The following is a 14,057-nucleotide window of genomic DNA, read 5'->3' as shown; positions in this document are numbered from 1 at the left end:
AGCCGCGGCCGGGACTGGCTCAGCCGGTCGCCGCGCCCTCGAAGCCCAGCGCTGCCGGCGTATCGACATCCCACAGCACACCGCGGTCGCCGACCGCCAGCTCGTGCGCCCGCCCCTCGCGCAGCAAGCGCTTCGCCCCTCTGTCGCCGTCCAGGGACGCCAACGCCGCCCGGCAGCCCCTGCCGAAGCCGACCGGATGACCGTACCGCCCCTGCCAGGTGGGCACCACCAGCGGATGCTCCTCCAGTGCCCGCAACACGCACCCGACGGTCGCCGGCAGGATGAACGGCATGTCGCCCAAGGCGATCAGCCAGCCCGCACAGTCCGCTGTCCGCATCACCGCCGCAGCGATGCTCTCGCCCATCCCCGCCGAGTCCAGGGTCAGAACTTCGCAGCCGTGTGCCTCGCCGAGGGCCATCGCCCCGCCGTTGCCGGGACGGGTCACCAGCAGCACCCGCTCGAGATTCGCCCGCAGCGCCAGCAGCGCATGCTCCAGCACGGCGCGCTCGCTGCCGTCGCGGCCGCGACAGCGCGCCAGCAGCTTGTCCTCGCTCGCCCCGGCAACCGCGCGGTAGCGACTCCCCTGCCCCGCCGCCAAGAGCACGGCACAGAAATCGCTACTCACGCCGGCTGCCCGCTGGCCTGACGGGCCGGCCGGCTGATACTAGCGACGCCATTCTTCAGCGCGACGATCTCGGCGAGCAACGACAGGGCGATCTCCGCCGGCACCCGGCTGCCGATCGGCAGGCCAATCGGGCCGTGCAGACGCGCGATGTCGCTGGCGGCCAGGCCGAGAAAGGCCAGGCGCTCGCGGCGCTTGGCGCTGTTGACCCGCGAGCCGAGGGCGCCGACGTAGAAGGCGCGCGATTGCAGCGCGGTGAGCAGCGCCATGTCGTCGAGGCGCGGATCGTGGGTCAGCGCGACGATGGCGGTGCGCTCGTCCGGCGCGATGGCCAGCACCGCGTCGTCCGGCATGCCGGGCACGAAGCGGGCGCTGCCGTCCTCCCAGCCGAAGGCGAACTCCTCGCGCGGATCGCAGATCAGCACCTCGAAGTCGAGCATCCGCGCCATCTCGCTGACATAGCGCGACAGCTGCCCCGCGCCGATCAGCAACAGGCGCCAGCGCGGCCCGTAGACGGCGCGCAGGCGCTGCCCGTCGAAACTCAGGGCATCGCCGCGGCTGGCCGCGTGCAGACTGACCGCGCCGGTGGCCAGATCCAGCTCGCGGGCGACCAGCTCGTGGTTCTCGCAGCGCGCCAGCAGCGCCTCGACCCACGCGGTCTCCAGCACCTCCTCCTCGGTCAGGCGCAGGGTGCCGCCGCACGGCAGGCCGAAGCGCGCCGCCTCCTCGCGGGTCACCCCGTAGGTCACCAGGGACACCGGCCGGCCCGGCATGCTGCGTCCGTCGCGCAGCCGCTCGATCAGATCGTCCTCGATGCAGCCGCCGGACACCGAGCCGACCGGCACGCCGTCGCCGCGCAGGGCGAGCATGGCGCCGGGCGGCCGGGGCGCGCTGCCCCAGGTCTGCACCACCGTATAGAGCAGCACGCGCTGGCCGGCCTGCCGCCAGGCCAGCACGCTGCGCAGGACATTCAGGTCGGCGCTGTCCATCAGGCCTCCCGCCAGCCTTTGAGCTGGTCGCGGATCGGCAGCTCGCGGATGCGCTTGCCGGTAGCGGCGAAGACGGCGTTGGCCAGCGCCGGACCGACCGGCGGCACGCCCGGCTCTCCGACCCCGCCGAGCGGCACCTCGCCGGCCGGAATGACCGGATGCACGGCGATGGCCTTCGGCGCCAGCGGCAGGCGGGCCACCTGGTAGTCGTGCAGGTTGCTCTGCTGCACCCGGCCGTCCTTGAAGCTGATCTCGCTGACCACGGTGTTGCCGAGCCCCATCACGCAGGCGCCCTCCATCTGCGAACGGATGCGCTCGGGGTTGATCTGCGGGCCGCAGTCGACCGCCATGTCCGCCCGGTGCACGACGAGAGTGCCGTCGTCCCCGACCTCCACGTCGAGCACCACGGCGACGTAGGTGACGAAGCTGTAGTGCACCGCCAGTCCCAGCCCGCGCCCCCTGGGCAGTTCCTTACCCCAACCGGCCTGGCGGGTCGCCTCCTCGACCACCGCGCGCAGGCGGCCGGTATCGATGGGATACAGCGTCGGCGATTCGCCGTGGTTCCAGGCATCGCCCAGGCTGTGCGGATCGATCCGGCGCGCCGGCCCGAGCAGCTCCAGCAGGAAGTCGCGGTGGTCCCGGCCGGCGGCGGCGGCCAGCTCGGCGATAAAGCTCTGCACGGCGAAGGCATGGGGAATGTTCGACACCGAGCGGTACCAGCCGACCCGCGTGTGGGCCGCCGCCTCGGGATTCTCCAGGCGCAGGTTGGGCAATGCGTAGGGCATGCTGACGAAGCCCATGCCCAGCTCGATGGGGTTCTCGTGCCTGGGGTCCGGCCCGAACAGCGCGCCGATGCTCGGCGCCACGCTGCGGTGCAGCCAGGCGCTCGGTTTGCCGTCGGCGTCCAGGGCGCCGCGCAGGTATTCCACCGAGACGGTGTGAAAGTAGGAATGCTGCAGGTCGTCCTGGCGGGTCCACTGCACACGCACATGGCGGCCGGGGAACTCCTTGGCCAGCACGGCCGCCTCGAGGATGAAGTCCGGCTTGGACTTGCGGCCGAAACCGCCGCCGAGCAGGGTCACGTTGACCTTCACCTGGTCGAAGGCAATGCCAAGGCGCTCGGCGATGCGCTCGCGGGTGACCTGCGGCGCCTGGCTGGGCGCCCAGACCTCGCAGGCACCGTCGGCGAAGTATGCGGTGGCCACCGGCGGCTCCATCGGCGCCTGGGCCAGGTGCGGAATGTAGTACTCGGCCTCGAACAGTCGCCCCCCCCTGGCGAAGACCGCCTCCACGTCGCCGGCTTCGCGCACCACCTTGCCGGGCGCCTTTGCCGCCTGGCTCATGGCCTGGCGGTAGGCGACCGAATCGTAGACGGCATTGGCGCCGTCGTCCCAGTCGAGCTTGAGCGCCTCGCGGCCCTTGATCGCCGCCCAGGTATTGGAGGCCACCACCGCCACCCCGCCCAGCGGCTGGTACTCGGAAGGAATCGGCGAGCCGGCGATCTCAACCACCCTGACCACGCCCGGCACCTTGAGCGCGGCGCCGGCATCGACGGTCTTCAGCTTGCCGCCGTAGACCGGCGGGCGGGCCACCACGGCGTAAAGCATGCTCTCGAAGCGTGGGTCGAGGCCATAGACGGCGCGGCCGTTGACGATGTCGGCGCCGTCGATGGCACGGGTCGACTCCTTGCCGATGTAGCGGAACTGTTCCGGCGCTTTCAGGCGCAGGCTGTCGCGCGCCGGCACCGGCAGGGCCGCGGCGGCCTCGGCCAGCTCGCCGTAGCCGAGGCTTCGCCCGCTCGGCCCATGCACCACCTTGTGCATCTGCGCCCGGCATTCGCCGACCGGCACCTGCCAGCGCTCGGCGGCGGCCTGCTCGAGCATCTGCCGCGCCGCCGCGCCGCAACGACGCAGCGGCTCGAACCAGTGGCGCATGCTGCGCGAGCCGTCGGTGTCCTGGTTGCCGTAGCGCTGCTCGTCGCCCGGCGCCTGGACCACCCGTATCATCGCCCAGTCGGCCTCCAGCTCGTCGGCGACCACCATGGCCAGGCTGGTACGCACGCCCTGGCCCATCTCCGAGCGGCTGCAGACGAAGGTCACCAGCCCGTCGGCACCGAGGGCGAGGAACACCTTGGGATCGTCGACCCAGCCGTGCGCCATGCCGTCGGCGCCATAGGCTTTCTTCTCCTCGGCAAAAGCATTGCGCCAGCCCCAGTTCGCCGCGATCAGCAGTGCGCCGCTGGCCACCACGCCCTTGAGAAAGCCACGCCGGCTGAGGTTGGCAACGGCGAAATCGTCACTGTTCGACTGGGTCATGCCTGGCCCTCCTTCAGCTTGTCGGCGGCGACGTGGATGGCCGCGCGGATCCGGTTGTAGGTGCCGCAGCGGCAGACGTTGCCGGCCATGGCCGTCTCGATCTGCGCGTCGTCTGGGTTCGGGTTGCCCTTGAGCAAGGCGGTGGCGGTCATGATCTGCCCGCCCTGGCAGTAGCCGCACTGCGCCACGCCGAGTTCCAGCCAGGCCTGCTGAACCACTTGCCCGACCGGGTCGGCGTGCAACGCCTCGAGGGTGGTGACCTTCTTGCCGACCGCCAGGCCGACCGGGGTGATGCAGGCGCGGGTCGCCTGGCCGTCGACATGCACGGTGCAGGCGCCGCACAGGCCCATGCCGCAGCCGAACTTGGTGCCGCTGTAGCCGGCGACGTCGCGGATCGCCCAGAGCAAGGGCATCTCCTCGGGAACGTCGAGCGAATGATCCTTGCCGTTCAGGTTGAGGGTAATCATGGGAATGGTGTCCGGATGCTGTTCCTGGGGGCTTTAGTTCGGGGCCGAGCGGCCGAGTGGGCCGAAGGAGGATTAATCTATCCCATAGATCGTTGAAGGGGGTTCAATGATCCATTGATTCAGCGACAAACATGGGAGAGCGGATCGGAAGCCGAAATGTTTTTCCTCAAATCAACCATTGTCAAGCAAAGTGCCTTCACTTACTTTGTCGGCACGAAACTGTCGTGATCGCCTGCATTGTTGTTTGATTTTGCCAAGCGCCGCAGCCCCAGGCACGCCCTCCTCTTCGCCCCTTGCGTACTCGGCAGGGATATCCCGGCTCGCCCTTCAGCGGTGAGCGCCAACTTCGATGAGTTCGCCGCCAACACTCCGGCCGACCCGCCTCATCGCGTCCTCGCCAGGCGTGACAGCGCTCGCCTGAGCCTCGGTGACGCATACGGCAAGAAAGCCCGCTCACAGCCAAGCCCGAAGCCTCCCTCTACGCATCCCACATTGAACATCCAACACAACTGGAACGGACTACCCATGAGCATCAGCCTCGCAAAGAAACAAACGATCTCTCTGGACAAGGAAGCCGGTACGGGTCTGCGCAAGATCCGCATGGGGCTGGGCTGGGACCCGGTCAAGCCATCCGGCTTCTTCGGCAAGCTGCTGAACAGCGACACGGCCGTCGACCTGGATGCCTCCTGCATCGTGGTGGACAACAACCAACGCCCCGTGGATATGGTCTGGTTCCGTCAACTGAAGTCCAATGACGGCCTGATCGCTCACTCGGGCGACAACCGTACCGGCGACGGCAATGGCAATGGCGACGACGAAACCATCTCCGTGAACCTGGAAGCGTTGTCCGGCAACATCGCGCATCTGGTGTTCACCGTGAACTCCTTCCTGGGCCAGACCTTCGAGAAGGTGGGCAACGCCTACTGCCGTATCGTGGATGACGTAACCGGCAAGGAACTGGCCCGCTTCAACCTGAGCGATCAAGGCCACCATACCGGCATGATCATGGCCTATCTGACCCGCACCGCTTCGGGTTGGAACGTGACCGCGGTCGGCCAGCGCAGCAACGGTCGAACCGTGGCCGATCTGGGTAACGAAGCCGTGGCAGCGGTGAACGCATGACCACGCTGGCTCCCGGAGCCAATGCGCCCCTCGCCCAAGGCCCTTTGACCGCCACGATCGGCTTTACCCCGGTAGCCGGTGCGGGTCTGGACGTTTCGGCCTTCCTGCTCGACGCCAACGGCAAGGTCCGCGGCGATGCCGACATGTGCTTCTATGGCCAGACCATTGTCGCCAACGGGGCTGTCCAACTGTCCCAGGTTGAATCCGGTCGGGTGGTCTTCTGCCTCGATCTGGACCGTCTGGATGCCGCCGTGGAGAAAGTGGCCCTGACTGCCACCATCGACGAGAACAAGGCGCGCTTTGCGGCATTCCCGCATCTGGCCCTGAGCGTCAGCGGTGGCATCGAAGCGCCCATCCCGACCCAGGACATGCAGGAAACCGCGCTGATCCTCGGCGAGTTCTACCGCCGCCAGGGTGCCTGGAAGTTCCGTTGCGTTGCGCAGGGCTTTGCCGGCGGTCTCGCGCCGCTGGCCAGCCACTTCGGGGTCGAGATCGCGGTCCCGACCGCAAACCCGCCAACGACTCCCGCTCCAGCGCCGGCGCCCCCCGCCCGGATCAACCTGAGCAAGATCACCCTCGACAAGTCCCGCGCCAGCATCAGCCTGGAGAAGAAAGGCGATGGCGACTTCGGCGAGATCAAGATCAACCTGAACTGGAACCGCCCCACTACCTCCGGCGGACTCTTCTCCGGCCTGCTGGGCAGATCCGGCGGAGTCGATCTGGACGTGGGTTGCCTGTTCGAGCTGCAGGACGGTCGCAAGGGCGTGATCCAGGCGCTCGGCAAGGCCTTCGGCAGCTTCGACAACGCCCCCTACATTCACCTCATGGGCGATGACCGCACCGGCGCAGTCCGTGACGGCGAGTGGCTGCGGATCAACGGCAAGGAGTGGCGCAACATCCGCCGCGTACTGGTGTACGCCTTCATCTACCAGGGCGTCCCGAACTGGAATGCCACCGATGGCGTCGTGACGCTTTTCGCTCCCGGCCAACCGCCCATCGAGGTTCGCGTGAGCGAAGAAGGCGGCAAACTCGGTTGCTGCGCCATCGCCCTGCTCGAGAACGTAGGCGGCAGCGTGAAGGTCTCCCGCGAAGTGCGCTTCTTCCAGGACCAGCAGAAGGCCGATCAGGCCTACCAGTGGGGCCTTCGCTGGAGCGTGGGCTCCAAATAACCCGGACAACGGGCAGGGCTTCGCCTGCCGACTGTTCCGATCGTAAAGAAAACGCCTACCCCTACCAAGGAGAGTAAATCATGGCACTTACCCTGCAGAAAGGCGGCAACCTGTCCTTGTCCAAGACAGACCCGAGCCTGACCAAGATCCTGGTCGGCCTGGGCTGGGACCCGCGCGTCACCGACGGCGCCGCGTTCGACCTGGACGCCAGCGCCTTCCTGCTGAACGCCGACGGCAAGGTTCGCGGCGAACAGGACTTCATCTTCTACAACCAACTGCGCAGTCCCGAAGGCGCCGTCGAGCACGCCGGCGACAGCCGTGACGGTCTCGGCGACGGCGACGACGAGGCCATCAAGGTCGACCTGACCAAAGTTCCGGCCGACGTCGACAAGATCGCGTTCGTCGTGACCATCCACGAAGCCGAAGCGCGTCGCCAGAGCTTCGGCCAGGTGGGCAAGGCCTTCATCCGCATCGTCAACAGCGTCTCCGGCGTCGAGGTCGTGCGCTTCGACCTGGCCGAGGATGCGTCCACCGAAACCGCGATGATCTTCGGCGAACTGTACCGCCACAACGGCGAATGGAAGTTCCGCGCCGTCGGCCAAGGCTATGCCGGTGGCCTGAAAGCGATGTGCAACCAGTTCGGCCTGAACCTATAACCCAATCCCCAGCGAACACCTCCAGAAGGAAGTTGAAAATGGCTGTATCCCTGAGCAAAGGCGGCAACGTATCCCTGTCCAAAGAGGCCCCCGGCCTGACCGCCGTGAATGTCGGCCTGGGCTGGGATGCTCGCGTCACCGATGGCGCCGCGTTCGATCTGGACGCCTCGGTATTCGTGGTCGGCGAGAACGACAAGGTGCTGAACGATCAGGCCTTCGTCTTCTACAACAACAAGAAGTCGGCCTGCGGCAACGTCGAACACCAGGGCGACAACCGCAGCGGTGAAGGCAGCGGCGACGACGAGCTGGTCTCCGTGAACCTGGCCGGCCTGGGCGCCGAGGCCAAGAAGCTGGTCTTCGCGGTCACCATTCACGAAGCTACCGCTCGCCACCAGAGCTTCGGCCAGGTGAACAAGGCCTACATCCGCGTGATGAACCAGGCCGGCGGCACCGAGATCGCCCGTTTCGACCTGAGCGAAGATGCCTCCACCGAAACCGCGATGATCTTCGGTGAGCTGTATCGCCACGGCGAAGAGTGGAAGTTCAAGGCTATCGGCCAGGGCTTCGCGGGCGGCCTGGCTCCGCTGGCGGCCAACTTCGGCGTCAACCTCGCCTGATAGGACTTGGTAGCAAGGGAGGCCTCGCACCGCGGCCTCCCTTGCCCTTTCCCTCTGTTCCAGAGTCCTCTGGAACAGAACCAGCACATGCATCGGCTTCGCTTGAACAAGGACTTTCCGAATGCTCGAACTCATCCGGGGCCAGCGGCTGCCGTTGTCTTCGATTACACACTCAAGCTCCGTGGAAGTGGCTTTCGACATTCAGGGCTCGCTGGCGCTCGACCTGGCCTGCTTCGGCCTCGATGCCCAGGGCAAGCTCTCCGACGACCGCTACATGGTCTTCTTCAACCAGCCGGAATCGCCCTGCCAAAGCGTGCGACTGCTGACCCCGACGACCTTCGGCCTCTCGCTGGCCGAGGTCCCAGCCGGCATCGACAGGCTCGTCTTCACCGCGGCTATCGACGGCCAGGGCACGCTGCGCCAGCTCGGCGCGAGTCGGTTCAGGATTGGCGACGTCGGCCTCCCCAAGGTCGCCTGCGCGTTCGCCGGCGAAATTTTCGCCGAGGAACGTGCCGTCATGCTGGTGGAGTTCTACCGCAAGGACGGCGCCTGGCGGCTGAATGCGGTGCTGCAAGGCTTCAACGAGGGTCTGGATGCACTGGTACACCACTTCGGCGGCGAGGTAGCGGAAGTCCCGCCAGCCCCGGCACCCGCCGGCCACGTTTCCCTCGAAAAGAAAGTGGCTGCCGCCGCCCCGCAACTGGTGAGCCTGGCCAAGAAGGCACAGGTCAGCCTGGAAAAAGCCCGGCTGACCGGCGTGCGCGCCCGGGTGGGCCTGATCCTCGACGGCTCGGGCTCCATGCACAACCAGTACAAGCGCGGCCGGGTTCAGGAAGTGGTGAATCGCCTGCTGCCGCTGGCGGTTCACTTCGACAACGATGGCCAGCTCGACTGCTGGGCCTTCGGCGACCTGCCCCAGCAACTCGGCAGCATCACCCTGCAGAACTTCCACGACTTCATCGACACCGACCACGGCGGCTGGCGGAAATGGGAGCTGGGCTCACGCATCAACACCGAATACCGGGTCATCGAACAAGCCATCGAGTTCTACCGCCGCGGCAACGGCGCCACGCCGGTCTACATCCTGTTCGTCAGCGACGGCGGCATTTACGACAGCCGGCGGATCGTCAAACTGATCAGCGAAGCGGCCACGCTGCCGATCTTCTGGCAGTTCGTCGGCCTGGCCGGGCGCAACTACGGCATTCTCGAAAAGCTCGACGACATGAACGGCCGTGCGGTCGACAACTGCAACTTCTTCGCCCTCGACGACCTGCATGACCTCAGCGAGGAAATCCTCTACGACCGACTGATGGAGGAATTCCCCGGCTGGCTGAAGGCAGCCAGGGCCAAGGGAATCGTCGCCTGAAGAAATAACGGGCGGCGCTCATCGAGCCCTGAGCGCCGCTCTCAACGCGCCGGCTGAGACTTGCCGTCGGCCACCCCAGCCGTGTTCTCCAGCAGGCTGGATGTCGCGGTCTGCAGGAAGGCGTTCAGCTCGCGCTTGAGCAGCGCCGCGTCGGGAGCCCCGGCGAGCGGCGTGCTGGCCGGATCGCTGCCGAGACGGTAGTAATAAAGCTTCGCCGGCCTGTCGCGCGGTTGCACCAGCACCCGGTCGCCGCTGATCAGGGCGACCGTCTGGTCGCCACCCGAGGGCTTGATCACGCCGAAGCCCGGGCTGTCCGCCGGCTGGGCGAGCAGGTCGCGGCCCCAGCACTGGTGACGAACCTCGCCACCCAGGCGGCCCATGACGGTCGGCACGATGTCGACCTGGGTGCCGACGATGTCGCGGCGGGCGCCGAACTTCTCCTGCAGGCCCGGAGCGATCAACAGCAACGGCACGTTGAAGCGCAGCAGGTCCATCTCGGTGAGCTGCTCCTTGCTGCCGAAGCCGTGGTCGCCGACTACCACGAACAGGGTGTTCTTGAAATAGGGCGACTGACGCGCCTTGTCGAAGAAACGGCCCAGCGCCCAGTCCGCATAGCGCATCGCCGTCAGGTGCTGGTCCTGCTCGCCGAAGCCGGTCACCGGGGCCACCGGCAGCTGTTCCGGCAAGGCATAGGGGGTGTGGTTGGAGAGCGTCTGCAACAGGGCATAGAACGGCTTTCCGTCGGCGCTTCGGCGTTCAAGCTCCTCGGCCGCTCGATCGAACATGTCCTGATCGGAAACGCCCCAGGTCGGGTCGGAGAATACCGGGTTGACGAAGTCGTGGCGGCCGATGAAATTCTGCATCCCCTGGCTGCCGAAGAAGCCCGACTGATTGTCCCAGGCAAAGTCGCCGTTGTAGACGTACAGGCTGTCGTAGCCCCGCGCGCCGAGCAGTTGCGGCAGTCCGGAAAACCGGTGACCGCCCTCGGGCGTCTGCATCAGGTATTCGAAACCGGGCAGGTTGGGAAAGCAGGCCATGGTGGCGAACATACCCTGGTGGGTATGGGTGCCGTTGGAGAAGAAGCGGGTGAACAGCAGTCCCTCCTGCGCCAGCCGGTCGAAGCTCGGCGTGATGCCGCCCGGTGCACCCAGCGCGCCGACGTAATGGCCGGCGAAGCTTTCCATCAGGATCACCACCACGTTGCGGATCGGCAGGGTGCTCTCCTGTGGCGGCGAGTAGTCGCGGCGGACGGCGGCGCTGCCCTCGTCGACCAGCCGGTCGGCATCCGTCAACAGCATCTGCCGCACGGTCTGGCGGGCTTCGCCGCTCGCCAGAGTGGCCTTCCAGATATTGTCGCGCTGATCGGAGAACTGGCTGTGCGCGGCATCCATCAGCGTCAGGCTGCCGTTGAGGCCGAGCCGATTGGCAAACATCGAGTCGGTGGTGAAGGCATCGCCCCAGCGCAGCGGCGGCCCCTGGCGCAGGGTTCCCCGCGCCGAGAGCACCGCCAGCGCCAGACAGAGCGATAAGGCCACGGCCCGAACCGGCCAGCGGCTGCCTGCGGCTTCTTGCCCCGCCACGGCCGGCGAGCGGGTGATCCGGTCCAGGCGGCCGAACACCCAGCCCAGCAGAACCGTCGCGAGCAGCCAGGCGGCCAGGTAGCGAAGCACCGGAAAGCCGTACCAGAGCATGCTCAGCACGGTTTGCGGATCTTCCTTCACATACTGGAAGACCAGGCCATTCAGGCGCTGATGGAACTCGCGGTAGAAGTCCAGCTCCAGCACGCCGAGAAACAGGGTCAGACTGGCGAAGAGCGTCAGCCAGGTGCGCAGCAGCGCCCTCGCCCGCATCGCCCGACGGCTCGCCACGGCCAGCAGCAAAGGCGCGCAAATATAGACGACCAGGCGCAGGTCGAAGCGCAGGCCGTTGAAAAATGCCTCGGCGATGGTCGTGGCGGAGGCCGTGCCGATCTGCTCGCTGTTGTAGATCAGCAACGCCAGCCGCAGCAGGGAATACAGGGCCATCAATACGGCAGCGCTAGCCAGGGTGAAGGCCAGGTGCTGTCCGAGGGAAACGTTGAAGGATGTTGGCGCAGGTTGCGGGGCTGATGCCCGGTGATTTTTTCGCAAAAAGGCGAGCCCGACAGGACGGCTCGTAGGCATGGTTGCCGCGCTCCAGGAGGAAGTCTGCGGCAACTCTATTCATAGGGGCATGGTGAATACGTCAAAAACAGATGAACAAACTGTCAAGGATTGGTTCTACCCGTCAATTTCGGCGCCCGAGGCGCCGATGCCGCATTTAATGGACATGCCGTTTCCCGTCGGCATGGATGTGCGTCTTCGAGGCCGGTGCCTCGCCCTGCCCGGCAGCCGGAGCGGAGTCCTCGTGATGGCTGCCGCCATGCCCCTGCGACAGGCTCTCCCCGCCGCCGTGCCGGTGCCCTGAGCTGCTCGCGACCAGGCTCCGGTAGGCCTCGGCATCGAGGCTCGGCAGTCGCTCGACGAACGCCACCAGTTCCCAGATGTGCTGGTCGGCCATGCTCCGTCCCCAGGCCGGCATGGCGGAGGACTTGATGCCGTGCTTGATGACCCAGAAGGCGCCGGCCGGGTTCCCGCCGCTGCCGACCCGGCTCAGATTCGGCGGCGCCGGATAGAGACCCCTGCTCAATTCGGTTTCGCCCAGCCCCGGCGCCAGGTGGCAGCCGACGCACATGGCATCGTAGTTTCCGGCCCCGGCGCGGATCAGCGCCTCGTCGCCGAGCGACGGCACTTGAATATCCTCGGCACGCACGGCGATCGAACGCTCACGCAGCGTTTCCAGCACGGCATGGACCGGCGCGGAATGCGGAACGTCGGCGCCCACCTCGATCAGCCCCGAATACACCACGCCCGCGCCGATCGCGGCAACTGCCAGGCCGCTCACGGCCAACGTCTTGCAAACTCCCATGGTTTTCCTTTATCAGCTATCAGCTCGATGCGTTTCCGTCGGCAGCAGGCGGCGGGCGCGAATGTCCCGCCGGCACTAGAGAAATCACTCCTCCGAGTCGTCCTCCTCGTAGTCCCCCTTCTCGTCGTCGGGCGCGGTCTGACTGCCGTGATCCATGCCGCCCTTGCCCATGTGCTCTTCGTGCATGTCCTCCATCATCTTCTCGTGCTCTTCGTGGCTCATCTTGTGCTCGCCACTCGGGGTACCGCCCTGGTGCTCCTGGTGTGCCTTGGGGTGCTCCTTGGCGTGATCGGCGGCAGCGGCTTCATTCTTCTCCTGCGCAGCCATCGCGGGCAGTTGCAGGGCGGCACCGAGGAACAGCGCCAGAAAGCCGCCCAATAGAACCTTGCGTTTCGGGAAGTTGCTCATTCTTCGACTCCTGATGGATTGACGCGAAGCGGCAGCGGCCGAGAAGGATCGACGATGCCGTCCAGAGAAAAAATAGCCGCTTTAGCGGTTCACTACTCTGCCACGCCGATTAACAGGCTTTGATTACATTTGCGTAAGGCAAGCAAAGCATGTGGCACGCAGGCCGAATTACATTTTCGTCAGCTTGGAGTCTCCCGGTCGGATTGCACTAGACTGGATGCAAATGCATGAATAGCAAACAAAAGCCCATGAAAATCGAGCAAGATCGAGATAAATTCCGCCAAAACTGGCAGATATCCATAAACAAGCATCTACCAACGATGTAGTTGCCCCTGGACAACCCCGCAACGGAGAAACACTCATGAAGCATGACCATGGGCCCGACGAACCCCCGAAGGGTTTCTGGCACTCACGCCATGCCGTCGGTCTTCTCGTGATCGGGGCAGTAGCGGGTTATTTTCTTCTCACCGAGCACACCGCACATGTCGTGGGTGCATTGCCGTATCTGTTGTTTCTTGCCTGTCCCTTGATGCACCTGTTCATGCATCACGGCCATGGCCATGGCAAAAACGACAGGAGAGGAATAGACGGAAAGACTCCTCATGAACCACGCTGAACCGGCCTATGGATTATGGTCGCTGGTTATCCTGAACTCGGCAGTCTTCATCATGTTCGCCTTCAGCTTCTTCAAACCGGCGAGCGCACGGGACTGGAGAAGCTTCGGGGCGTTTTCCGCATTCATCGTCGCGCTCTTTGTCGAGATGTACGGATTTCCGCTGACCATCTATCTGCTGTCCGGCTGGTTGCAAAGCAAACATCCGGAACTCGATCTCCTGTCCCATGATGCTGGGCACCTTTGGTCGACTCTGGCTGGCGAAAAGGGCAATCCCCACTTTGGCATCCTCCATATCGCCAGCTACTTCTTGCTCGGCTTTGGTTTCTATCTGCTGGCCAGTGCCTGGAATGTCCTCTATCAGGCGCAACGCAACCACAGGCTGGCAACGACCGGCCCCTACGCACGAATCCGGCATCCGCAGTACGTGGCGTTCGTACTGATCCTGCTGGGGTTCCTGCTGCAGTGGCCGACACTGCTGACCTTGATCATGTTTCCGCTCCTGCTGGCGATGTACGGCCGCCTGGCAATTACCGAAGAAGCGGAAATGCGCAAACAGTTCGGCAGGGACTTCGAGCAATACGCCCAGCACACGCCCAGGTTTTTTCCTCGCCGGAAGCGGGAAGCCCACGAAGTCTGAAACAGGCTGTCGGGTATCCCATCTCTGCGGCGGCCCCCACCTGAGTGCGGACTAATCGCGTACCGGGCAGAAGAGACGAGCCCCCCGAGGCTCCACAAGCAGCGTCGAAGCCGCTGCCTAGATTTCG

14 protein-coding genes are annotated in these 14,057 nt (G+C 65.6%); 7 read left to right on the top strand and 7 right to left on the bottom strand.

Going from position 1 to position 14,057, the window contains the following annotated elements; translation table 11 throughout:
• Nucleotides 1-19 precede the first annotated feature (19 nt).
• Genes BMY22_RS07415 through BMY22_RS07400 form a run of 4 tightly spaced genes read right to left on the bottom strand, consistent with a single transcriptional unit; the run spans nucleotide 20 to nucleotide 4,393 of the window.
• A complete protein-coding gene (locus BMY22_RS07415) occupies nucleotides 20-625 on the bottom strand; it encodes a nucleotidyltransferase family protein (RefSeq protein ID WP_090620820.1) in 606 nt (201 codons plus the stop codon).
• A complete protein-coding gene (locus BMY22_RS07410; RefSeq protein WP_090620818.1) occupies nucleotides 622-1,611 on the bottom strand; it encodes an XdhC family protein in 990 nt (329 codons plus the stop codon). Before BMY22_RS07410 ends, BMY22_RS07415 begins: the two co-directional genes overlap by 4 nt.
• Nucleotides 1,611-3,926 carry a xanthine dehydrogenase family protein molybdopterin-binding subunit gene (locus BMY22_RS07405; RefSeq protein WP_090620817.1) on the bottom strand — a complete coding sequence of 772 codons (2,316 nt, stop codon included), beginning with the start codon at nucleotides 3,924-3,926 and terminating at the stop codon, nucleotides 1,611-1,613. Before BMY22_RS07405 ends, BMY22_RS07410 begins: the two co-directional genes overlap by 1 nt.
• Complete coding sequence (locus BMY22_RS07400) at nucleotides 3,923-4,393, bottom strand: (2Fe-2S)-binding protein (RefSeq protein WP_090620815.1); 471 nt, start codon at nucleotides 4,391-4,393, stop codon at nucleotides 3,923-3,925. The genes BMY22_RS07405 and BMY22_RS07400 overlap by 4 nt, the downstream gene beginning before the upstream one ends.
• A gap of 525 nt (nucleotides 4,394-4,918) precedes the next feature.
• Here BMY22_RS07400 and BMY22_RS07395 point away from each other — a divergent pair.
• From BMY22_RS07395 to BMY22_RS07375, 5 genes are all read left to right on the top strand, one after another.
• Nucleotides 4,919-5,515 (top strand): TerD family protein, encoded by a 597-nt coding sequence (locus BMY22_RS07395; RefSeq protein ID WP_090620813.1) that lies wholly within the window; start codon nucleotides 4,919-4,921, stop codon nucleotides 5,513-5,515.
• The gene (locus tag BMY22_RS07390) at nucleotides 5,512-6,684 is read left to right on the top strand and encodes a TerD family protein (protein WP_090620811.1); all 1,173 of its coding nucleotides are present in this window, start codon (nucleotides 5,512-5,514) and stop codon (nucleotides 6,682-6,684) included. The genes BMY22_RS07395 and BMY22_RS07390 overlap by 4 nt, the downstream gene beginning before the upstream one ends.
• A gap of 80 nt (nucleotides 6,685-6,764) precedes the next feature.
• The gene (locus BMY22_RS07385) at nucleotides 6,765-7,340 is read left to right on the top strand and encodes a TerD family protein (protein ID WP_090620810.1); all 576 of its coding nucleotides are present in this window, start codon (nucleotides 6,765-6,767) and stop codon (nucleotides 7,338-7,340) included.
• Nucleotides 7,341-7,378: 38 nt separating this feature from the next.
• Nucleotides 7,379-7,957 carry a TerD family protein gene (locus tag BMY22_RS07380; protein WP_090620808.1) on the top strand — a complete coding sequence of 193 codons (579 nt, stop codon included), beginning with the start codon at nucleotides 7,379-7,381 and terminating at the stop codon, nucleotides 7,955-7,957.
• Nucleotides 7,958-8,078: 121 nt separating this feature from the next.
• Nucleotides 8,079-9,323, top strand: a complete 1,245-nt coding sequence (locus BMY22_RS07375; RefSeq protein ID WP_090620807.1) for a VWA domain-containing protein — start codon at nucleotides 8,079-8,081, stop codon at nucleotides 9,321-9,323.
• Nucleotides 9,324-9,364: 41 nt separating this feature from the next.
• Here the strand turns inward: BMY22_RS07375 and BMY22_RS07370 are convergent, their stop codons facing one another.
• The 3 genes from BMY22_RS07370 to BMY22_RS07360 all read right to left on the bottom strand — a co-directional run bounded on the left by BMY22_RS07370 (nucleotide 9,365) and on the right by BMY22_RS07360 (nucleotide 12,677).
• Nucleotides 9,365-11,485, bottom strand: coding sequence for an LTA synthase family protein (locus tag BMY22_RS07370; RefSeq protein WP_090620805.1), 2,121 nt, complete (start codon nucleotides 11,483-11,485; stop codon nucleotides 9,365-9,367).
• A gap of 136 nt (nucleotides 11,486-11,621) precedes the next feature.
• Nucleotides 11,622-12,269 carry a c-type cytochrome gene (locus BMY22_RS07365; RefSeq protein WP_090620803.1) on the bottom strand — a complete coding sequence of 216 codons (648 nt, stop codon included), beginning with the start codon at nucleotides 12,267-12,269 and terminating at the stop codon, nucleotides 11,622-11,624.
• An 84-nt stretch (nucleotides 12,270-12,353) separates the two neighbouring features.
• Nucleotides 12,354-12,677, bottom strand: a complete 324-nt coding sequence (locus BMY22_RS07360) for a hypothetical protein (protein ID WP_090620801.1) — start codon at nucleotides 12,675-12,677, stop codon at nucleotides 12,354-12,356.
• A 361-nt stretch (nucleotides 12,678-13,038) separates the two neighbouring features.
• On the opposite strand from BMY22_RS07360, the gene BMY22_RS07355 reads away from it, so the two are divergent.
• Nucleotides 13,039-13,293 (top strand): DUF2933 domain-containing protein, encoded by a 255-nt coding sequence (locus BMY22_RS07355; protein WP_090620799.1) that lies wholly within the window; start codon nucleotides 13,039-13,041, stop codon nucleotides 13,291-13,293.
• Entirely contained in the window at nucleotides 13,280-13,930 is a 651-nt protein-coding gene (locus BMY22_RS07350; protein WP_090620798.1) for a methyltransferase family protein, read from the top strand. The genes BMY22_RS07355 and BMY22_RS07350 overlap by 14 nt, the downstream gene beginning before the upstream one ends.
• The last annotated feature ends 127 nt before the right edge of the window (nucleotides 13,931-14,057 follow it).

Origin of the sequence: Azotobacter beijerinckii (assembly GCF_900110885.1) — a bacterium.
Classification (GTDB): domain Bacteria; phylum Pseudomonadota; class Gammaproteobacteria; order Pseudomonadales; family Pseudomonadaceae; genus Azotobacter; species Azotobacter beijerinckii.
Note: the sequence above shows the minus strand (reverse complement) of the source record. Positions and strands in the feature narration are given on the sequence as shown.